The organism is Pseudomonas sp. SGAir0191, from assembly GCF_002812565.2.
In the GTDB taxonomy this organism is placed as follows: domain Bacteria; phylum Pseudomonadota; class Gammaproteobacteria; order Pseudomonadales; family Pseudomonadaceae; genus Aquipseudomonas; species Aquipseudomonas parafulva_B.
Map to the genome: position 1 here is coordinate 3,686,889 of NZ_CP025035.2, position 18,791 is coordinate 3,705,679.

The 18,791-nt window shown below is 61.9% G+C and carries 18 protein-coding genes and 4 tRNA genes; 12 read left to right on the top strand and 10 right to left on the bottom strand.

Annotated elements, in window-relative coordinates:
• The first annotated feature begins 53 nt into the window (after nucleotides 1-53).
• Both CWR53_RS23025 and CWR53_RS16480 read left to right on the top strand, forming a co-directional pair.
• Nucleotides 54-221 carry a hypothetical protein gene (locus tag CWR53_RS23025; RefSeq protein WP_167339350.1) on the top strand — a complete coding sequence of 56 codons (168 nt, stop codon included), beginning with the start codon at nucleotides 54-56 and terminating at the stop codon, nucleotides 219-221.
• Nucleotides 222-265: 44 nt separating this feature from the next.
• Entirely contained in the window at nucleotides 266-2,419 is a 2,154-nt protein-coding gene (locus CWR53_RS16480; protein ID WP_100852068.1) for a mechanosensitive ion channel family protein, read from the top strand.
• Nucleotides 2,420-2,472: 53 nt separating this feature from the next.
• Here the strand turns inward: CWR53_RS16480 and CWR53_RS16485 are convergent, their stop codons facing one another.
• Nucleotides 2,473-3,186, bottom strand: a complete 714-nt coding sequence (locus tag CWR53_RS16485; RefSeq protein ID WP_100852069.1) for a UTRA domain-containing protein — start codon at nucleotides 3,184-3,186, stop codon at nucleotides 2,473-2,475.
• 325 nt (nucleotides 3,187-3,511) lie between these two features.
• Here CWR53_RS16485 and CWR53_RS16490 point away from each other — a divergent pair, with 325 nt between their 5' ends.
• The 6 genes from CWR53_RS16490 (at nucleotide 3,512) to CWR53_RS16515 (ending at nucleotide 8,804) form a co-directional block, all read left to right on the top strand.
• A complete protein-coding gene (locus CWR53_RS16490; protein ID WP_100852070.1) occupies nucleotides 3,512-4,573 on the top strand; it encodes an ABC transporter substrate-binding protein in 1,062 nt (353 codons plus the stop codon).
• Nucleotides 4,574-4,720: 147 nt separating this feature from the next.
• Nucleotides 4,721-5,527: an alkaline phosphatase family protein gene (locus tag CWR53_RS16495; protein WP_058604181.1), complete on the top strand. Its 807-nt coding sequence runs from the start codon at nucleotides 4,721-4,723 to the stop codon at nucleotides 5,525-5,527.
• Nucleotides 5,524-6,363 (top strand): ABC transporter permease subunit, encoded by an 840-nt coding sequence (locus CWR53_RS16500; protein WP_058604180.1) that lies wholly within the window; start codon nucleotides 5,524-5,526, stop codon nucleotides 6,361-6,363. The genes CWR53_RS16495 and CWR53_RS16500 overlap by 4 nt, the downstream gene beginning before the upstream one ends.
• Nucleotides 6,353-7,147, top strand: a complete 795-nt coding sequence (locus tag CWR53_RS16505) for an ABC transporter permease (protein ID WP_058604179.1) — start codon at nucleotides 6,353-6,355, stop codon at nucleotides 7,145-7,147. The genes CWR53_RS16500 and CWR53_RS16505 overlap by 11 nt, the downstream gene beginning before the upstream one ends.
• Nucleotide 7,148: 1 nt before the next feature.
• Entirely contained in the window at nucleotides 7,149-8,138 is a 990-nt protein-coding gene (locus tag CWR53_RS16510; RefSeq protein ID WP_100852071.1) for an ABC transporter ATP-binding protein, read from the top strand.
• 12 nt (nucleotides 8,139-8,150) lie between these two features.
• Nucleotides 8,151-8,804 (top strand): HAD family phosphatase, encoded by a 654-nt coding sequence (locus CWR53_RS16515; RefSeq protein WP_058604177.1) that lies wholly within the window; start codon nucleotides 8,151-8,153, stop codon nucleotides 8,802-8,804.
• Nucleotides 8,805-8,927: 123 nt separating this feature from the next.
• Here the strand turns inward: CWR53_RS16515 and CWR53_RS16520 are convergent, their stop codons facing one another.
• A complete protein-coding gene (locus CWR53_RS16520) occupies nucleotides 8,928-9,890 on the bottom strand; it encodes an NAD(P)H-quinone oxidoreductase (protein WP_078478957.1) in 963 nt (320 codons plus the stop codon).
• A gap of 141 nt (nucleotides 9,891-10,031) precedes the next feature.
• On the opposite strand from CWR53_RS16520, the gene CWR53_RS16525 reads away from it, so the two are divergent.
• Entirely contained in the window at nucleotides 10,032-12,113 is a 2,082-nt protein-coding gene (locus CWR53_RS16525) for a carboxy terminal-processing peptidase (protein ID WP_178102743.1), read from the top strand.
• A gap of 157 nt (nucleotides 12,114-12,270) precedes the next feature.
• Here the strand turns inward: CWR53_RS16525 and CWR53_RS16530 are convergent, their stop codons facing one another.
• The 4 genes from CWR53_RS16530 to CWR53_RS16545 form a co-directional block, all read right to left on the bottom strand.
• The gene (locus CWR53_RS16530; protein WP_027915781.1) at nucleotides 12,271-12,639 is read right to left on the bottom strand and encodes a hypothetical protein; all 369 of its coding nucleotides are present in this window, start codon (nucleotides 12,637-12,639) and stop codon (nucleotides 12,271-12,273) included.
• On the bottom strand, nucleotides 12,636-12,977 hold the full coding sequence (locus tag CWR53_RS16535; protein WP_058604174.1) for a helix-turn-helix domain-containing protein: 342 nt from the start codon (nucleotides 12,975-12,977) through the stop codon (nucleotides 12,636-12,638). The genes CWR53_RS16530 and CWR53_RS16535 overlap by 4 nt, the downstream gene beginning before the upstream one ends.
• Nucleotides 12,978-13,102: 125 nt before the next feature.
• Nucleotides 13,103-13,543: a YkvA family protein gene (locus CWR53_RS16540; RefSeq protein WP_058604173.1), complete on the bottom strand. Its 441-nt coding sequence runs from the start codon at nucleotides 13,541-13,543 to the stop codon at nucleotides 13,103-13,105.
• A gap of 492 nt (nucleotides 13,544-14,035) precedes the next feature.
• Nucleotides 14,036-14,788 (bottom strand): FKBP-type peptidyl-prolyl cis-trans isomerase, encoded by a 753-nt coding sequence (locus CWR53_RS16545; RefSeq protein WP_078478959.1) that lies wholly within the window; start codon nucleotides 14,786-14,788, stop codon nucleotides 14,036-14,038.
• A gap of 325 nt (nucleotides 14,789-15,113) precedes the next feature.
• Between CWR53_RS16545 and map the strand changes: the two genes are divergently transcribed.
• On the top strand, nucleotides 15,114-15,914 hold the full coding sequence (gene map, locus CWR53_RS16550) for a type I methionyl aminopeptidase (RefSeq protein WP_058604171.1): 801 nt from the start codon (nucleotides 15,114-15,116) through the stop codon (nucleotides 15,912-15,914).
• Between the two features lie 100 nt (nucleotides 15,915-16,014).
• On the opposite strand, the gene CWR53_RS16555 is transcribed toward map, so the two are convergent.
• From CWR53_RS16555 to CWR53_RS16570, 4 genes are all read right to left on the bottom strand, one after another.
• Nucleotides 16,015-16,091, bottom strand: a tRNA-Asp gene (locus tag CWR53_RS16555).
• A 13-nt stretch (nucleotides 16,092-16,104) separates the two neighbouring features.
• Nucleotides 16,105-16,180: transfer RNA gene (locus CWR53_RS16560), tRNA-Val, on the bottom strand.
• A 168-nt stretch (nucleotides 16,181-16,348) separates the two neighbouring features.
• Nucleotides 16,349-16,425: transfer RNA gene (locus CWR53_RS16565), tRNA-Asp, on the bottom strand.
• A 13-nt stretch (nucleotides 16,426-16,438) separates the two neighbouring features.
• Nucleotides 16,439-16,514, bottom strand: a tRNA-Val gene (locus CWR53_RS16570).
• A 215-nt stretch (nucleotides 16,515-16,729) separates the two neighbouring features.
• On the opposite strand from CWR53_RS16570, the gene rdgC reads away from it, so the two are divergent.
• Nucleotides 16,730-17,650 (top strand): recombination-associated protein RdgC, encoded by a 921-nt coding sequence (gene rdgC, locus CWR53_RS16575; protein WP_023533890.1) that lies wholly within the window; start codon nucleotides 16,730-16,732, stop codon nucleotides 17,648-17,650.
• A gap of 113 nt (nucleotides 17,651-17,763) precedes the next feature.
• On the top strand, nucleotides 17,764-18,729 hold the full coding sequence (locus tag CWR53_RS16580; RefSeq protein ID WP_058604170.1) for a bile acid:sodium symporter family protein: 966 nt from the start codon (nucleotides 17,764-17,766) through the stop codon (nucleotides 18,727-18,729).
• The last annotated feature ends 62 nt before the right edge of the window (nucleotides 18,730-18,791 follow it).

Below are 18,791 nucleotides of genomic sequence, written 5' to 3' on the forward strand. Positions count from 1 at the left end.
CCGGGGGTTAGCGACTATGCTAATGGCATGTCTCACTGCAAAGGACTGTCGCCATGTCACCCTTCCTGGCCCTGCTGATTCCCGTCTGCGCATCCCTGCTGCTGCTCACCCTCGGGTTCGGCCTGCGCGAGCGCGATGTTGGCGTGCTGATGATGTGGGCAGGCACCCTGGGCATCTTCGGCCTGACCTGCTGGAAGATCCTGGAGAAACTGCCGTCATAAACCTCTACACTCGGGCAATCGTTTGACCTGAGGTAGATCTGCCCGTGCCTGCCCTTCTGCGTTACCTGCTAGTCCTGCTGTTGCTGTCCACCGGCCCTGTACACGCAGCAGGCCTGCCCGGCCTTCTAGGTTCCAGTGCCCCCGCCCAGCCCGAGGCTTCCGAGCCGCTGGGCAAATCCCTGGACGAGGTGATCAAGAGCCTTGAGAACGACCAGCAGCGTGCCAAGCTCCTGGCCGACTTGAAAAAGCTGCGCGACGCCACGCAGAAGTCACAACCGAGCGTTGAGCAAGGCGTGCTCGGCTTGATCGGTGGCGCCCTGCACGATTTCGAAAAGCAGTTCACCGGCGAGGCCAACCCGTTCCAGCGCTGGGGCATGGAAATCGACCAGGCCCAGGAAGAACTGGCGGCCTTGATGGTGCCGGTTCACCAATGGCCCGCGATCCTGTTCGGCTTTGCAGCAGTGATTGCGGTGTGGAGCGTGCTGGCATTCGCCTTCAACTGGGTGGGCCATCGGGTTCGCCTGCGGTTCGGCCTGAGCGAAGAACTGCCCCAACATCCCCGCACCTGGGACCTGGTCCGCTTCGCCCTGCGCAAGCTGGGCCCGTGGTTGGTTGCGCTGGTGTTCACGGTGTACCTGAGCTTCGTACTGCCCCCGTCGCTGGGTAAATCGCTGGCCATGGTGCTGGCGTATGCCCTGGTGGTGGGCACCTGCTTCTCGGCCATCTGCGTGATCGCGTTTTCCCTGCTGGACGGCCCACACCGCCACCGGGCATTGCACATCCTGCGCCACCGTGCATTCCGGCCCCTGTGGCTGATCGGCAGCTTTGCCGCCTTCGGCGAGGCCATGAGCGACCCGCGCCTCACCGCTGCGCTGGGCATACACTTGGCTCATGGGGTGGCCACCTTGGCCAACGTCGTCGCCGCGGTGTGCACTGGCCTGTTCATCCTGCGTTTTCGCCGGCCCATCGCCCACCTGATCCGCAACCAACCCTTGTCGCGCCGCCTGACGCGACGAACCCTGAGCGACACCATCGAGATCCTGGGCAGTTTCTGGTTCATTCCGGCGCTGATTCTGGTGGCCATCTCCCTGTTCGCCACTTTCGTCTCGGCCGGTGACACCAGCACGGCACTTCGCCAGTCACTGATGTGCACGGTGCTGGTCGTGGTGTGCATGGTGCTCAATGGCCTGGTGCGCCGCCACGCAGCCAACCCCAAGCGCGCCGGCAAACGCCATGCGGTGTATGCCGAGCGGCTGCGCAATTTTGGCTACTTGCTGGTGCACCTGTTCATCTGGCTGGTGTTCATCGAACTGGGTCTTCGGGTATGGGGGCTGTCGATGATCAGCTTCGCCGAAGGCGACGGGCATGACATCAGCCTGCGCCTGATGGGCCTGGCAGGCACGCTGATCGTCGCCTGGCTGGTGTGGATCCTGGCCGACACGGCGGTACACCATGCGCTGGTCCGCTCGCGCCGCGGCATGGCCAACGCCCGGGCGCAGACCATGATGCCGTTGATCCGCAACGTGATGTTCGTGTTCATCTTCATCATCGCGGTGATCGTGGCCCTGGCCAACATGGGCATGAACGTGACGCCGCTGCTGGCCGGTGCCGGTGTCATCGGCCTGGCGATCGGCTTTGGTGCCCAGTCACTGGTGGCCGACCTGATCACCGGGCTGTTCATCATCATCGAGGACTCCCTGGCCATCGACGACTACGTGGATGTCGGCGGCCACCTGGGCACTGTAGAAGGCCTGACCATCCGCACCGTGCGCCTGCGGGACATCGATGGCATCGTGCATACCATTCCATTCAGCGAAATCAAGAGCATCAAGAACTACTCCCGCGAATTCGGCTACGCGATCTTCCGCGTGGCGATCCCCTACAACATGAACATCGACCAGGCGATCACGCTGGTGCGCGAGGTCGGTCAGAAGCTGCGCAGCGATCCGCTGATGCGGCGCAACATCTGGTCGCCACTGGAGCTGCAAGGGGTGGAGAGCTTCGAGTCGGGGTCAGCAGTGTTGCGCGCCCGCTTCAAGACGGCGCCGATCAAGCAGTGGGAAGTGTCGCGGGCCTTCAACCTGGCACTCAAGCGCCAGCTCGACGAAGCCGGCCTGGACCTGGCAACGCCCAGGCTTTCGGTGCAAGTCGTAACGGCCGGCGCAGGCGCCCTGACACAAGCCGAGGCGTCCAGTTGAAATCGATTGGCCACGGATCGTATCCGCGTCGGCGCCTCCGAGAGGCCGCCCGGCTAGCCTGCCTGTGCCCTGATGCAGATGGCGTCATGGCGCCAGTATTCCAGGTCGCAGTCGATCAGTTGCCCATGCTGGTTGCTGTTGACCCGGGTGATCTGCAGCCCCGGGCTGCCCGCTGACACCCTCAACGCTCCGGCCGCCTGCACGGGCAATGCGGTGGGCAGGATCTCGAAGCACACCTGCCCGTAGTGCAGACCGTACTGCCGCTCATAGATTTCGGTCAATGACTGCGCCAGGTCGTGTTCGAGGATGGCCGGGAAGTAACGCGGGTTGAGGTAGTGCTCGGCGTACAGCACCGCCCTGCCGTCGATACGCCTGAGCCTGCAGATCCGCACCACACTGGACAACGCCGGCAGTTGCAGCCGCGCGCAGATGGCCGCCGAAGCCGGCTGCAGCCGAGCCGAGAGCAGCTCGGTACTGGCGGCTCGCCCCTGCTCACGCACCATTGCATGGAAGTGGCTGCGCGCGATGAGGTCATAGCTCAAGCGCTCGGGGGCCACGAACCAGCCCCGCCGCTCTTCGCGATAGATCAAGCCCCTTGCCTCCAACTGCACCAACGCCTCGCGCAGGGTGATGCGCGTGGTGGCGAAGAGTTCGCTGAGCCGGCGCTCGGCGGGCAGCTTGCCGCCCGGCGCCAACAGGCCGTGCTCGATCTGCTCCTCAAGAGCGTTACAGATGGCTGTTACCGCGCGCGGTGGCATTGGCTGCATCAAAGGTTACCTATCTGGACTAGGCCAGCCCCATGACAGGGCACCGGGCACTGGGTGCAAGCCTAAGCAGGGCTGATGAACATCCCGTGACAAGCCTGCCCGGCTAGCGCTGCCAGAAACGGGCCAGACCTTGTGAGGCCCGGCTCCCAGGTGGTCTACGCTGTACTGCCAGAAGCCGCGATCAGGCAGCAGGACCTGGGGCTACATCAAATTGTCACGCTACCGGCCTACCTTGGCTCAAGGTTTGCTGACCTAGACCAAGGCTGCAGACAACGGCTTCATACATAACAGCGTTCGGTCGATGCACCCACCCAAGGAGCTACGGATGAAAAAGTTGTTCATGGCGTCACTGCTCGGTTCGGCAATCGCGTTCTGCACGTCGGCCATGGCCGCCGATGACCTCAAGGCACTGGAGGATGCCGCCCGCAAGGAAGGCACGGTCAATAGCGTGGGCATGCCCGATGCCTGGGCCAACTGGAAGGACACCTGGCAGGACCTGGCCAGCAAGTACGGGCTCAAGCACAGCGACACCGACATGACTTCGGCCCAGGAAATCGCCAAGTTCGAGGCGGAAAAAGACAATGCCAGTGCCGACATCGGCGACGTGGGCGCAGCGTTTGGGCCCATTGCCATTGCCAAGGGCGTAAGCCAGCCGTACAAGCCAAGCACCTGGGACCAGGTGCCAGCGTGGGCCAAGGACAAGGATGGCCATTGGGCGCTGGCCTACACCGGCACCATCGCGTTCATCATCAACAAGGACCTGGTCAAAGAATCAGAGCGGCCCAAGACCTGGCACGACCTGGAACGCGGCAAGTACAAGGTGGCCATCGGTGATGTCGGCACCGCCGCCCAGGCCGCCAACGGCGTGCTGGCCGCCGCCATCGCCTACAAGGGCGATGAGAGCAACGTGGCCCCAGGCCTGCAACTGTTCACCAAGCTGGCCCAGCAAAAACGCCTGTCCCTGGCCAACCCGACCATCCAGACCCTGGAAAAGGGCGAGGTGGAAGTGGGCGTGGTCTGGGACTTCAATGGCTTGAGCTACCGCGATCAGATCGACCCCAAGCGCTTTGAAGTGCTGATCCCATCGGACGGCTCGATCACCTCGGGCTACACCACCATCATCAACAAGTACGCCAAGCACCCCAATGCAGCGAAACTGACGCGTGAATACATCTTCAGCGATGCCGGGCAGATCAACCTGGCCAAGGGGCACGCACGCCCGATTCGCGCCGAGCACCTGAAGTTGCCGGAGGATGTGCAGGCCAAATTGCTGCCCAACGAGCAATACGCGCCTGCGCAGCCGATCAAGAACGCCGAAGCGTGGGAAGCGACCTCCAAGAAGCTGCCGCAGATGTGGCAAGAGCAGGTAATCATCGAAATGGAATGAAGCAGGCAGACTGGCCTGCCAACTGCCACGCGGGTCGTCCTGCCTGCGTGGCAGCCCTAGCGAGCCGGCGTCGCGCCAGCAGTAACCCCCTGGCGCGGCGCGGCGCACTGCAAGCGCCCTCTCCCCGATGTTTTTGCGGAGTCATCAATGAGCCACAACGTCATCCTGGTGCTGTTGGACGGGCTGAACTATCAGGTTGCCCACCACGCCATGGGCCATTTGCACGCCTATGTCGAGGCCGACCGCGCCGCGCTTTACCGCATGGAGTGCGAACTGCCGTCGCTGTCCCGCCCGCTGTACGAGTGCATTCTCACAGGTGTTCCCCCTATCGACAGCGGCATCGTGCATAACAACGTCAACCGGCTTTCCAACCAGCGCAGCGTGTTCCACTACGCCCGCGAGGCCAACCTGGGCACGGCAGCCGCGGCCTATCACTGGATGAGCGAGCTGTACAACCGCTCGCCTTTCGACCCCCAGCGTGACCGGCACACCCACGCCCCCAAGTTGCCCATCCAGCATGGGCTGTTCTACTGGGACGATCGCTACCCCGATTCACACCTGCTGGCCGACGGCGAATACCTGCGCCGGCGTCATGCGCCCAATTTTCTGCTGGTGCACCCGATGAGCATCGACGATGTGGGCCACCACCATGGGCTGGACAGCAGCCAATACCGCAACGCTGCCCGCAGCGCAGACATCCTGCTGGCCGACTACCTGCCCAAGTGGCTCGACGAGGGCTACCAGGTGCTGGTGACCGCCGACCATGGCATGAACAACGACCGCTCGCACAACGGCCTGCTGGCCGAAGAGCGCGAAGTGCCCTTGTTCGTGTTCGGCGCAGCCTTCAGCCTCGACCCTTCGGCCAAGCCGCTGCAGACCGACCTGTGCGGGACCATCTGCGAGTTGCTCGGCGCCGCTCACGACAAATCGGTCTGCCGGGAGTTGCTCAAATGAGCCAGTCGCCCCGTGGTCGGTACCTGGCATTGTTGTGCCTGGTGCCCTTCGCTGTCGTTTTCGTGGTCTTCCAGATTGCCCCGCTGGCCTGGGTGGCGCTGAGCAGCCTGCAGTCGGAGGCAGGTTGGGGCATGGACAATTTCAGCAAGGTGTTCGCCTCCAAGTTCTACCTGCAAGCCCTGCAACGCAGCCTGGAGATCAGCTTCTGGTCCAGCCTGTTCGGCATCATCATCGCGACCCTGGGCGCCTATTCGCTACGTCAGGTGGACTCACGGCTGCGCGACTTCGTCAGCGCCTTTGCCAACATGACCAGCAATTTTGCCGGCGTGCCGCTGGCGTTCGCGTTCATCATCCTGCTCGGTTTCAACGGCGCATTGACCCTGTTGCTCAAGCAGATGGGCCTGCTGGAAGACTTCAGCATCTACTCCAAGAGCGGGCTGATCCTGGTTTACACCTATTTCCAGATCCCACTGGGTGTCCTGCTGCTGTACCCGGCCTTCGACGCGCTGCGCGAAGACTGGCGCGAGTCGGCTGCGCTGCTGGGCGCCAACCACTGGCAGTTCTGGCGGCACATCGGGCTGCCGGTGCTAGCCCCGGCGCTGCTGGGCACCTTCGTCATCCTGCTGGCCAACGCCCTGGGCGCCTATGCCACGGTCTATGCCCTGACCACCGGCAACTTCAACGTACTGCCCATTCGCATCGCGGGCCTGGTGGCCGGCGACATCAGCCTCGATCCGAACCTTGCCAGTGCCCTGGCGATGGTGCTGGTCGGGCTGATGACAGTGGTCACCGTGGTGCATCAATGGTTGTTGAAAAGGAGCTACCATGCGCGCTGATTCCCGTAGCGGCGGCTGGTACCACCGCGCCGTGGTCTACCTGCTGTTTCTCATTCTGCTGATGCCACTGGCCGGCACCCTGCTCTACTCCCTGGCCACCAGTTGGTCGGCCACTCTACTACCTAGCGGCCTGACCCTGAAGTGGTACGTGGCGTTGTGGAGCGAGCCGCGCTTTCTGGCAGCGTTCGGCCAGTCGTTGCTGGTGTGCGTTGGTGCATTGCTGCTATCGGTGGTGCTGATCCTGCCGCTGCTGTTCGTGGTGCATTATCACTTCCCCCGGCTCGACGCGTTGATGAATGTCCTGATCCTGCTGCCGTTTGCCGTGCCACCTGTGGTGTCGTCGGTGGGGTTGCTGCAACTGTATGGCAGTGGGCCGATGGCCATGGTGGGGACACCGTGGATCCTGATCGGCTGCTACTTCACCATTGCCCTGCCCTTCATGTACCGGGCCATCACCAACAACCTGCAGGCCATCAACCTGCGCGACCTGATGGACGCGGCGCAATTGCTGGGCGCCAGCACCTGGCAGGCGGCTTTGCTGGTGGTACTTCCCAACCTGCGCAAAGGCCTGATGGTGGCCCTGTTGCTGTCGTTCTCGTTCCTGTTCGGGGAGTTCGTGTTCGCCAACCTGCTGGTGGGCACGCGCTACGAAACCCTGCAGGTCTACCTCAACAACATGCGCAACAGCAGCGGCCACTTCAACAGTGCGCTGGTGATTTCCTATTTCGCCTTCGTGCTGATTTTGACGTGGGTCGCCAACCGCCTGAACAAGGACAAGACCTGAGATGAGCTACGTCAGCGTACGCAACCTGCAGAAAAGCTACGCCGGTAACCCGGTATTCAGCCAGATCGATTGCCAGATCGAACGGGGCGAGTTCATCACCCTGCTCGGCCCTTCAGGGTGCGGCAAGTCCACGCTGCTGCGCTGTATCGCCGGGCTCACGCCGGTCGACAGCGGGCAGATCCTGCTCGACGGCATTGACATCGTGCCGCAGAGCCCGCAAAAGCGCGGCATCGGTATGGTGTTCCAGAGTTATGCGCTGTTTCCCAACATGACGGTGGAGCAGAACGTTGCCTTCGGGCTGCGCATGCAGAAGGTCAGAGGTGATGAGAGCCAAACAAGGGTGCGCGAGGCATTGCAGCTGGTGGAATTGAATGACTTCGCCGCACGTTACCCTCATCAATTGTCTGGCGGGCAATGCCAGCGCGTCGCCCTGGCCCGCTCCCTGGTCACCCGGCCCCGACTGCTGTTGCTCGACGAGCCGCTTTCGGCACTCGATGCGCGCATTCGCAAACACCTGCGTGAGCAGATTCGCGCCATCCAGAGGGAACTGGGCTTGACCACGATCTTCGTTACCCATGACCAGGAAGAAGCCTTGACGCTGTCGGACCGCATCTTCCTGATGAATCAGGGCCGTATCGTGCAAAGCGGCGATGCAGAGACCCTCTACACGGCCCCGGTGGACCTGTTTGCCGCCGGCTTCATCGGCAATTACAACCTGCTCGATGCCGACAGTGCCAGCCGCCTGTTGCAGCGCCCTGTCTCCGGGCGCCTGGCCATACGCCCCGAATCCATCACGCTGGGCCTGCACGGCGAACTCGACGCCCAGGTGCGCAGTCACAGCCTGCTGGGCAACGTGATACGTTATCGGGTGCAGGTGCGTGAGGTAGAGCTGGTGGTGGATGTGCTCAACCGCTCGCCGGCCGACCTGCATGCCGATGGGCAGCGGGTCAGCGTATCGATAGACCCCAGTGCGCTACGGGAAGTGGCTTAAGGAGATGCATGTATGGCGCTAGCCATTTTCGATCTGGACGAAACCCTGATCCACGGCGACTGCGCGTCACTGTGGAGCGAACACATGGCACGGCTGGGATGGGTGGATGGCGAGACGTTCTTGCGCCGTGACCACGCGCTGATGGAGGCCTACGGCAAAGGCGAACTGGCGATGGAAGACTACATGGCGTTCAGCCTGGAGCCGATTGCCGGGCGGACCCTGGAAGAAGTCGCACACCTGGTCGAGCCGTGGGTGGAAGAGGTCATCGAACCGATCATTTTCGGCGATGCCTGCCGCTGCATTGCCGAGCATCGCAAGCGCGGGGACCGGGTGCTGATCATCTCGGCGTCAGGCGTACACCTGGTTGGGCCGATTGCTGCGCGCCTGGGCGTGGACGAATACCTGGCCATCGATCTGGACGCCCACAACGGCGTCTATACCGGCCGGACCCACGGCGTACTCACTTACCGGGAAGGCAAGATCACCCGCTTGCTGGCCTGGCTGGACCAGGAGCAGGAGAACCTGGAGGGCGCGAGCTTCTATTCGGACTCGCGCAATGACCTGCCCCTGTTGCTGAAGGTGGATCACCCTTGTGCCGTGAACCCGGACCCGGTGTTGCGCGAGCATGCGCAAGCTCACGGTTGGCCCATCTTGAGCTGGCACTGAACCCGCGCTCGCTGTTCAGTGCCAAACACTTGCCCTGCCTCCCCTCAAGCCTGCGCTCAGGCAGGCCCAAGGGCCCATCAGGGCGCCATGACGCCAGTGCGCGAGTAGGCAACGGGTCCGGCACTAGGCCAGGCTTGGGTCGATGATCATGACCAGCTTGCCGGACACCTGGTTGGTCTCGAGTTCGGCGTAGGCTGCCTGGGCGAACTCCACCGGATAGGTATCGACCAACTGCGGTGACAACCGGCCTTCGGCGAACAGCGGCCAGACTTGCTGGCGCAAGTCACTCAACAGTTCGGCCTTGAACGCATCGTCACGGTTGCGCAAGGTCGAACCTGTAATCTGCGCCCGCTTGGCCATGACCTGGGCAAGATCCAGTTCGAACTTGCGTCCACCCATCACGCCAATGATCACCCAGCGCCCGTCGCGGGCCAGCAGCTTGAGGTTGAGCTCGCCATAGCTGGCGCCGACCGGGTCGAGAATCACATTGAATGGGCCGATGGCTTCCAGGTCATCGAGGTTCTGGTTGCGCACAACGCCCCCTGCCGCGCCCAAGGCCTGGCAATACGCCAGTCGCTCGGCTGAACCGACGCTGACCCACACGCTGTTGCCGAACGCTTTGCACAGCTGAATGGCAGCCGACCCCACGCCGCTGGCACCGGCGTGCACCAGCACCTTCTCGCCGGCCTTGACGCCGCCCAACTGGAAGATGTTCAGCCACGCCGTGGCGTAGACTTCCGGCAGGGCCGCCGCTTCATGCAGGCTGAGCCCTTCGGGCACGGGCAGCACGTGCCGCGCATCAACGATCACTTCCTCGGCCATGGCACCGCTGGCCAGCAGTGCGCACACCCTGTCGCCTACCTGCCAGGCTGTCCCGGCCCCCACTTCTGCGATCACGCCGGCACATTCCAGGCCCATGTAGGGGCTGGCGCCGGGCGGCGGCGGATAGAGCCCTTTCATCTGCAGCAAATCGGCACGGTTCAACCCCGCAGCCGCGACCCGGATGCGTACTTGTCCTGCATCACACGCAGGACGTTCGGCTTCGACCCAGGTGACATGTCCGTCAACGCCTTGCAATGCCTTCACAGTGCCTCCATAGTTGAATCATATGACCGAGCCTGGGCACCCGTGCCCAGGCTTTTTGCAGTATGCGCCCGGTTTTATGGAACCGGCGAACGGAAAAGACGGCCTACTATGCGTGATCAATTGCCCCCACGTCGAATCAGCATGAAGCATTTCCTACCTAGCACCGCCCTGGCACTGATGATCGGCCTTGGCAGCCTTACGCTCGGCGGCAATGCGGCGGCCGCCAACAAATGGGATAGCCTGCAACCGGACCGCGACGAAATCGTCGCCAGCCTCAACGTGGTGGAGCTGCTCAAGCGCCATCACTACAGCAAGCCGCCGTTGGATGACGCCCGTTCGGTCATCATCTACGACAGCTACATCAAGCTGTTGGACCCGGCACGCAGCTATTTCACCGCCGCCGACATCGCCGAGTTCGACAAGTGGAAGACGCAATTCGACGACTTCCTCAAAAGCGGCAACCTCGACCCTGGCTTCACCATCTACAAGCGCTACCTGGACCGGGTCAAGCAGCGCCTGGACTTCGCCTTGGCCGAGCTCAACAAGGGCGTGGACAAGATCGACTTCACCGTCAATGAGACCTTGCTGATCGACCGCAAGGACGCGCCTTGGCTCAAGGACCAGGCTGCCCTGGACGAGTTGTGGCGTAAACGCGTCAAGGACGAGGTGCTGCGCCAGAAGATCGCTGGCAAAGAGCCCAAGCAGATTCAGGAAACCCTGATCAAGCGCTACAAGAATCAGCTGGCACGTCTGGATCAGACCCGGGCTGAAGACATCTTCCAGGCGTACATCAATACCTTTGCCCAGTCGTACGATCCGCACACCAACTACCTGTCGCCTGACAACGCCGAAAACTTCGACATCAACATGAGCCTGTCGCTTGAAGGGATCGGCGCGGTACTGCAAAGCGACAACGATCAGGTCAAAATCGTGCGCCTGGTGCCCGCCGGTCCTGCGGCCAAGACCAAGCAGGTCGCGCCGGCTGACAAGATTATCGGCGTGGCCCAGGGCAACAAGGAAATGGTCGACGTCGTCGGCTGGCGCCTGGACGAAGTGGTCAAACTGATTCGCGGCCCCAAGGGCTCGGTGGTACGCCTGGAAATCATCCCGGCGAGCAACGCCCCCAGCGACCAGACCAGCAAGATCGTGTCGATCACGCGTGAAGCGGTCAAGCTTGAAGAGCAGGCGGCCAAGAAGTCCGTGCTCAAGCTCAAGCAGGACGGGCGTGACTACAAACTCGGCATCATCGAGATCCCGGCGTTCTACCTGGACTTCAAGGCCTACCGCGCAGGTGACCCGGAGTACAAGAGCACCACGCGCGACGTGAAGAAGCTGCTGACCGAGCTGCAAAAAGAGAAAGTCGACGGCGTGGTCATCGATTTGCGCAACAACGGCGGTGGCTCGCTGCAGGAAGCGACCGAGCTCACCAGCCTGTTCATCGAAAAAGGCCCCACTGTACTGGTACGCAACAGCGATGGCCGTGTCGATGTGCTTGAAGATGAAAACCCTGGTGCCTTCTACAAGGGGCCGCTGGCGTTGCTGGTCAACCGCTTGTCCGCCTCGGCATCGGAGATTTTCGCCGGCGCCATGCAGGATTATCACCGCGCGTTGATCATTGGCGGCCAGACCTTCGGCAAGGGCACCGTGCAGACCATCCAGCCACTCAACCATGGCGAGCTCAAGCTGACCCTGGCCAAGTTCTACCGCGTTTCCGGGCAGAGCACCCAGCACCAGGGTGTATTGCCGGACATCGACTACCCGTCGATCATCGACACCAAGGAAATCGGCGAAAGCGCCCTGCCCGAAGCGATGCCGTGGGACACCATCCGTCCGGTCGTCAAGCCTGCGGTCGACCCCTTCAAGCCTTACCTGGCCCAGCTCAAGGCTCAACACCAGGCGCGCAGCGACAAGGATGCCGAGTTCATCTACATCCGCGACCGTCTGGCATTGACCCAGAAACTGATGACCGAGAAGACCGTCAGCCTCAACGAGCAGGCACGCCGGGCGCGCCACGATGAAGTCGAGGCCAAGCAGCTGGCCCTGGAAAACATCCGCCGCAAGGCCAAGGGTGAAGAACCGCTCAAGGAGCTGAAAAAAGAAGACGAGGATGCACTGCCGGCCGAGGATGAAAACACCAAGCCGGAAGACGACGCCTACCTGTCGGAAACCGGGCGCATCCTGATCGATTACCTCAGCGCCAGCACCAAGGTGGCTAAAAAGTAGCGCCAGACCCTGGGGAGGGACGAATCATTCGCCACCCTCCCTGATGTGTAATCAAAAGCCGGGCTCATTGATGCCCGGCTTTTCTTTTGGGTCATTGATAGGAGCGGCTGGCCAATGACTGGATGGCACAGCGCCGATGAACGCGCGCTGTGCCTGGTCAGGCGGGGTCGGGGTACGTGTATTCGAATACGCGCGCGACCTCAGAGGCATGCCAGGACGCGGCCTCCATGCCATCGACAGGCCCTGTGAAGCGCCCCAGCCGCTCCACGCACTCAAAGAAGCCCGTGCGCGGCAAACGGCTGGCACCCTGGCTGATCACCAGTGAACTGCGCAGGGGTTGTTCGGCACGCGCATCCAGCACCGCCAGGTACTCAAGCGCCGCGGTCAGGGTCTGCATGGCAGGGCTTGGCAGTTGCAGGCGTTCGATGAGCGCTCGGTAGGTCAGCAAATGACGTTGGCGTCGGGCCAGATCCAGCTCGCCCAGCAGGTTGTCCCAATGCTGGCGGCTGATCCTGACCTGACTCATGAAGCCTCGCTCCAGCCAGGCACACCCAGGTGCCAAGCCAGCGCACGGCGAATGGCGGCGTCGGGCTGCCGCTCACCCGATTCGATCATCGCCAGGTAGGCCGGGCTGACGCCCACATTGCGGGCCAGGTGCTCGGCGGCGATACCCTTGTCCCGGCGTATGGCCCCAACCTCGGCAAAGGCAGGCAGGGCGGCGTGCGAGTCGTTTTCTTGCACAGGTGCAGATGCCGGAGTATTCGCTGGGGCCTGCCCTGCCGCTTTGAGCAGCGCCTGGTAGTCTTCCCACGCTACGACGGCATACTCGGGTTGACCGTCCCGGCTGATGACCTGAATATCCATTGCAAAACCCCTTCGAGAGGATTACTGGAGGTAATCCATTGGCGTGTTTCATGTGCCAATTATATGACCAAGTTCAGGATCTTTGCAGTCGAGCCCTTCCAGGGGACCCCTGTGTCACTCACGCCTCAAGGGATTTCACGCTCCAGACGCAGGTCTTCGGGGGTAGCTGGAAGACGCTCTACCACCTGCAGCCGCTCTGGGGACTGGCTGTCTCGCCAGGCCTTGAAGCGCTCCAGTTCATCGGAAACGGTCTTGAGCACCCACCCCAGCACGGCGATGTCATCCAGAAAGCCTACGCCCAGCAACCAGTCAGGGATGGCATCGATGGGGCTTACGAAATAAAGCAGGCCGGCAACGATCGTAATCAATGCCTTGCGGTTGATCGCCCGGTATTCGCCACGCCACCAGGCCAGACACAGGGCCTGCATCAACTTCACGTCTTCGCGCAGCTTGCCCAAGCGTGGCCCTTTACGGGCCACGGCGAACAGCAGCGCTGGCAAGCGCCCACGACTGAGCAGGCGCTCGGCCAGGGGCAGGAAGCGCGCGAAATTCCAAGGTGCATTCATGGTGCCTCCAGACGGAAAAGGTTATCCACATTTATTGTGGATAACCTTGTGAACAGGGGGACGTTTCCGAGCCCGTTGGCCCATAAACAAGGCGCCGGACAAGATCGGGCATTTTTTACACAGCAGTTACAGATCACTGCGCAGGTCCGCCCCAGGACCGTGATTTCAGACGCAGCTTACAATGGGTGCCTGTCCTTGTTCGGACAGTGTGTGCCGGGGCAGGTTCGAATGGGGTATGCCTGAACACGTAGGTACTGCAAGGCAGCCTCGCCACCGGTTCAGTACGGCTCTGAGTGTCATCAGGTACCCGTGCAGGAGGATTACGCTGTACCCGTGTAGGATCGGCCCTGCCGGGACGCCGAATCGGTGGCGCAGGATCTCTAGGATCTGGCTTCGCCACACAAACCATTGGGGCCGCAAAGCGGCCCCAATGGTTTTGAGTGAGCCGAACTCTCCGTGAGGACGGCGCGCTCGTTTCAACCGAAATACCGCTTACTTAGCAGGTGCTTCAGCCGGTGCCTCGGCCTCAGGCTCACCGCCTTGCAGCTGCGCGGGGTCCTTGATCGCGATCAGTTCCAGGTCGAACACCAGAACCGAATTGGCCGGAATCAATGGGCTCGGGCTCTGGGCGCCGTACGCCAGGTCAGCAGGGATGAACAACTTGTACTTCTCGCCAACGTGCATCAATTGCAAGGCTTCGACCCAACCTGGGATCACGCCACTGACCGGCAGGTCGATCGGGCTGCCACGCTCGACGGAGCTGTCGAAGACCTTGCCGTCGATCAACTTACCTTCATAGTGAACGGTCACTACGTCGGTTGGCTTGGGCTGCGGGCCATCGGCCTTCTTGATCACCTCGTATTGCAGGCCCGAGGCGGTGGTCACCACGCCTTGCTTCTTGCCGTTTTCCTCGAGGAATTTCTTGCCCGCAGTGGCCGCCTCTTCGCTGGCCTTGGCCAGGCGCTCTTCGGCACGCTTTTGCAAGGCAGTGAAGGCTTCTACCAGCTCTTCGTCCTTCAGGCGCTGCTCTTTCTTGCCAACGGCATCCTCGATACCCAGCGCTACCGCCTTGGAATCAAGGTCATCCATGCCTTCTTGTGCCAGGCTCTTGCCCATGTTCAGGCCAATGCCGTAGGAAGCTTTCTGCGCAGGCGTTTTCAGTTCGGGGCTGCTGGCCTGCTGATCACAACCAGCCAGTACCAGGCCTACCAGGGCAACCGCAGCCGCCAAACGATGCTGTTTCATGCTAATTCCTTGTTCATGCGCCATAAGGGCAATCAGGGTAGAGGCCGCGAGCTTAGCAGGCGGCCCTCACCAATGGCTACCGGCATAGGAGCGGGTTTGAGTAAGTAAGTTCAGCAAGTGAATCGTTATTCATCAACCAGGCAACGGCCATGTGCCATGACCTGGAAGATCCCCCTTTCGTGCGCCTCATGTCGTGCCGAAAACAGCAGGTGGCGACAGGGAAATCATCCACGCCCAAGTGTCGCACTCGTGCTCGAGGCTGGCATGTGGGTATGCCGTGGGTCTATGCTCTGAGGCATTCTAGCTGGAGTGATTGCTCGCGTTTATGTCCAAGGTCATCATCAAATCCCCCGCCGAGCTCGACCTGATGCGCCGCGCGGGTCAACTGCTTGCACAGGTGTTCGCCGAACTCGACAGGTTCATACGTCCAGGCGTCACCACCCTGCAGATCAATGACCACGCCGAAGACTTCATCGTCCAGACCTTGAGGGCCAGGCCGGCAAGCAAAGGCCAGTACGGCTTCCCCTTTGCGCTCAACACCTCGGTCGATCATGTCGTGTGCCATGGCATGCCTGACGCCCATGAAGTCCTTGAAGAAGGTTCGATCGTCAACGTCGACATCACGCTGGAGCAAGGCGGTTACATCGCTGACTCTTCGAAGATGTATGCCATTGGGCAGATCGATGATGAAGCCCGGCGCCTGGTCGACACCACCTACGCGGCGCTGTGGAAAGGCATCGAGCAAGTGCGACCCGGCGCGACCCTGGGTGACATTGGCCACGCCGTACAGGCTCATGCCGAGGCCGCAGGTTACAGCGTGGTCCGTGAGTATTGTGGCCATGGGATTGGCCAGCAGATGCATGAAGCGCCGGAGGTGCTGCATGTGGGTCAGCGCGGCATGGGCATGAGGCTCAAGCCAGGCATGGTGTTCACCATCGAGCCCATGATCAACCAGGGCGGGCGTGGCACCCGCACGCTCAAGGATGGCTGGAGCGTGGTGACCCGTGACGGCAGCCTGTCAGCACAATGGGAGCACACGGTGGCCGTGACGGACGAAGGTTTCGAGGTACTGACCCTGCGGGCCGAAGAGCGCCAAGGCCTGAATGGCCAGGCTGCGCGAGCCTGAACAGCGTCTACAGAGACTGAACTGCAGGCATAAAAAAAGCGACCCTAAGGTCGCTTTTCTCGTTGCTTCAGGGTGTTCAGTGGGCCCTTGAAGCTGAATATGGCGCAGCGGACGGGACTCGAACCCGCGACCCCCGGCGTGACAGGCCGGTATTCTAACCGACTGAACTACCGCTGCGCTATACATCGAGTGGTGGGTGATGACGGGATCGAACCGCCGACCCTCTGCTTGTAAGGCAGATGCTCTCCCGGCTGAGCTAATCACCCATGTCTCTCGGTGTGGCGCGCATTCTACGGACAACTTTCAATGCTGGCAAGCACTTATCGCTTTTTTTATGCCCTGCAGTTCGCGCCGAATTCAAGGCATAAAAAAAGCGACCCTAAGGTCGCTTTCTCGTTGCTTCAGGGTGTTCAGTGGGCCCTTGAAGCTGAATATGGCGCAGCGGACGGGACTCGAACCCGCGACCCCCGGCGTGACAGGCCGGTATTCTAACCGACTGAACTACCGCTGCGCTATACATCGAGTGGTGGGTGATGACGGGATCGAACCGCCGACCCTCTGCTTGTAAGGCAGATGCTCTCCCGGCTGAGCTAATCACCCTTCGTCTCGGTGTGGGGCGCATTCTACGGACGGTCCTGCCCCCTGGCAAGCACTTTCTTTCACTTTATTTCGAAAAAAGTACAGATCTTTCAACAACCTAGCGCAGCGGCCCGATTTCGTTCGGTTTGTGCACTGCTAGCCCTCTGACAGGGTTGGCCTTCCGGGGCTGGTAGGAGAATAATGCCCGCCTTATGCATTAATGAGAGACTCCCCCGATGTGGTTCAAGAACCTGCTGACCTACCGCCTGACCCAGGACGTCCCCTTCGAGCCTGAAGCCCTGGAGGCTGCCCTGGCCAGCAAGCCAGCCCGTCCGTGCGCCAGCCAGGAGCTGACCACCTACGGTTTCGTCGCCCCGTTCGGCAAGGGCGAAGATGCGCCGCTGGTCCATGTCAGCGGTGATTACCTGCTGATCGCCGCCCGCAAGGAAGAACGTATTCTGCCCAGCAGCGTGGTCAATGACGCGGTCAAGGAAAAGGTCGAGGAGATCGAGACCGAACAGATGCGCAAGGTCTACAAGAAGGAGCGTGACCAGATCAAGGACGAGATCATTCAGGCCTTCCTGCCCCGCGCCTTCATTCGCCGCTCCATGATCTTTGCTGCCATTGCCCCGCGCCTTGGGGTGATTCTGGTCAACTCGGCCAGCGCCAAGCGCGCCGAAGACCTGCTGTCCACCCTGCGTGAAGTGATGGGCTCGCTGCCCGTGCGGCCGGCCACCGTCAAGATCGCCCCGGTGGCCACCATGACCGACTGGGTCAAGTCCCAGAAGGCCGCCGAAGGCTTCTACGTGCTGGACGAATGCGAGCTGCGCGACACGGCCGAAGATGGCGGCATCGTGCGCTGCAAGCGCCAGGACCTGACCGGCGAGGAAATCCAGCTGCACCTGAGCACCGGCAAGGTGGTGACCCAGCTCGCCCTGGCCTGGCAGGACAAGCTGTCGTTCGTACTGGACGACAAGATGGTCATCAAGCGCCTGAAATTCGAGGAACTGCTGCAGGAGCAGGCCGAGCAGGATGGCGGTGACGAGGCCGCGCAGCAGTTCGACGCCAGCTTCCAGCTGATGATGATGACATTTGCAGAGTTCCTGCCCGTGCTCTTCGAAGCCCTGGGCGGCGAAGAGATCCCGCAAGGGGTGTGAGCCCGCTGAGGGTTGGCAGTACCCATGATGCGTGAGGGCGGCACCGTTGCCGCACCTCATCCCCTGCCTGCAGCGCAAATGCCCGGGCATGCAGTCGAACTGGAGATCACCCCATGCGCGCCCTCGCCACCTTGAGTCGATTCGTCGGCAACACCTTTGCATTGTGGGTATTGGTGTTCGCCGTGCTGGCCTTCCTGCAACCGCAATGGTTCATTGGGTTGAAGGTGGCCATCGTGCCCTTGCTGGGGCTGGTGATGTTCGGGATGGGCCTTACGCTCAAGCTCGACGACTTCGCCGCCCTCGCCCGCCAACCCTGGCGGGTCATGCTGGGGGTGGTCGCGCATTTCGTGATCATGCCGGGCATGGCCTGGCTGCTGTGCCAGTTGTTCCAGCTACCGCCGCAAATTGCCGTGGGCGTGATCCTGGTCGGCTGCTGCCCGAGCGGCACGGCTTCGAACGTGATGGTGTGGCTGTCGCGCGGCGACCTGGCGCTGGCCGTGGCCATCGCTGGCGTCACCACGCTGCTGGCGCCACTGCTGACGCCTGCGCTGATCTGGTTCCTGGCCTCGGCCTGGCTTCCGGTGTCCTTCATGGACATGTTCTGGTCGATCCTGCAACTGGTCATGCTCCCGATCGTGCTCGGCGTGCTGGCCCAGCGCCTGCTGGGTGAGCGTGTGCAGGCTGCGGTTCAGATCCTGCCACTGGTGTCGGTGGTGAGCATCGTGCTGATCGTGTGCGCCGTGGTGGCCGCCAGCCAGGCGAAGATCGCCGAGTCGGGGCTCCTGATCATGGCGGTTGTCATCTTGCACAACAGCTTCGGTTATTTGCTGGGGTACATCACCGGCAAGCTGTGCAAACTGCCCTTGGCCCAGCGCAAGTCGCTGGCGCTGGAGGTGGGCATGCAAAACTCCGGGTTGGGGGCAGCCCTTGCCGCTGCGCACTTTTCGCCCCTGGCCGCCGTGCCCAGCGCATTGTTCAGCGTTTGGCACAATATTTCCGGGGCGCTGCTTTCCACCTGGTTCCGACGTCTGGAGGACACCCCTTCCGACGGCGAGGACGCAAAACGCGTCAGACACTGACAGGCGATTGGCCTGCAGGCTTGCCCGCAAGACCCTAGATGTGCACCATGGGCTTACGGTGA

Coding starts and splice junctions, on each gene's coding strand:
- CWR53_RS23025 (WP_167339350.1), top strand. CDS start 54: ATGTCACCCTTCCTGGCCCTGCTGATTCCCGTCTGCGCATCCCTGCTG.
- CWR53_RS16485 (WP_100852069.1), bottom strand. CDS start 3,186: ATGCAGCCAATGCCACCGCGCGCGGTAACAGCCATCTGTAACGCTCTT.
- CWR53_RS16490 (WP_100852070.1), top strand. CDS start 3,512: ATGAAAAAGTTGTTCATGGCGTCACTGCTCGGTTCGGCAATCGCGTTC.
- CWR53_RS16495 (WP_058604181.1), top strand. CDS start 4,721: ATGAGCCACAACGTCATCCTGGTGCTGTTGGACGGGCTGAACTATCAG.
- CWR53_RS16500 (WP_058604180.1), top strand. CDS start 5,524: ATGAGCCAGTCGCCCCGTGGTCGGTACCTGGCATTGTTGTGCCTGGTG.
- CWR53_RS16505 (WP_058604179.1), top strand. CDS start 6,353: ATGCGCGCTGATTCCCGTAGCGGCGGCTGGTACCACCGCGCCGTGGTC.
- CWR53_RS16510 (WP_100852071.1), top strand. CDS start 7,149: ATGAGCTACGTCAGCGTACGCAACCTGCAGAAAAGCTACGCCGGTAAC.
- CWR53_RS16515 (WP_058604177.1), top strand. CDS start 8,151: ATGGCGCTAGCCATTTTCGATCTGGACGAAACCCTGATCCACGGCGAC.
- CWR53_RS16525 (WP_178102743.1), top strand. CDS start 10,032: ATGAAGCATTTCCTACCTAGCACCGCCCTGGCACTGATGATCGGCCTT.
- CWR53_RS16530 (WP_027915781.1), bottom strand. CDS start 12,639: ATGAGTCAGGTCAGGATCAGCCGCCAGCATTGGGACAACCTGCTGGGC.
- CWR53_RS16535 (WP_058604174.1), bottom strand. CDS start 12,977: ATGGATATTCAGGTCATCAGCCGGGACGGTCAACCCGAGTATGCCGTC.
- CWR53_RS16540 (WP_058604173.1), bottom strand. CDS start 13,543: ATGAATGCACCTTGGAATTTCGCGCGCTTCCTGCCCCTGGCCGAGCGC.
- CWR53_RS16545 (WP_078478959.1), bottom strand. CDS start 14,788: ATGAAACAGCATCGTTTGGCGGCTGCGGTTGCCCTGGTAGGCCTGGTA.
- map (WP_058604171.1), top strand. CDS start 15,114: ATGTCCAAGGTCATCATCAAATCCCCCGCCGAGCTCGACCTGATGCGC.
- rdgC (WP_023533890.1), top strand. CDS start 16,730: ATGTGGTTCAAGAACCTGCTGACCTACCGCCTGACCCAGGACGTCCCC.
- CWR53_RS16580 (WP_058604170.1), top strand. CDS start 17,764: ATGCGCGCCCTCGCCACCTTGAGTCGATTCGTCGGCAACACCTTTGCA.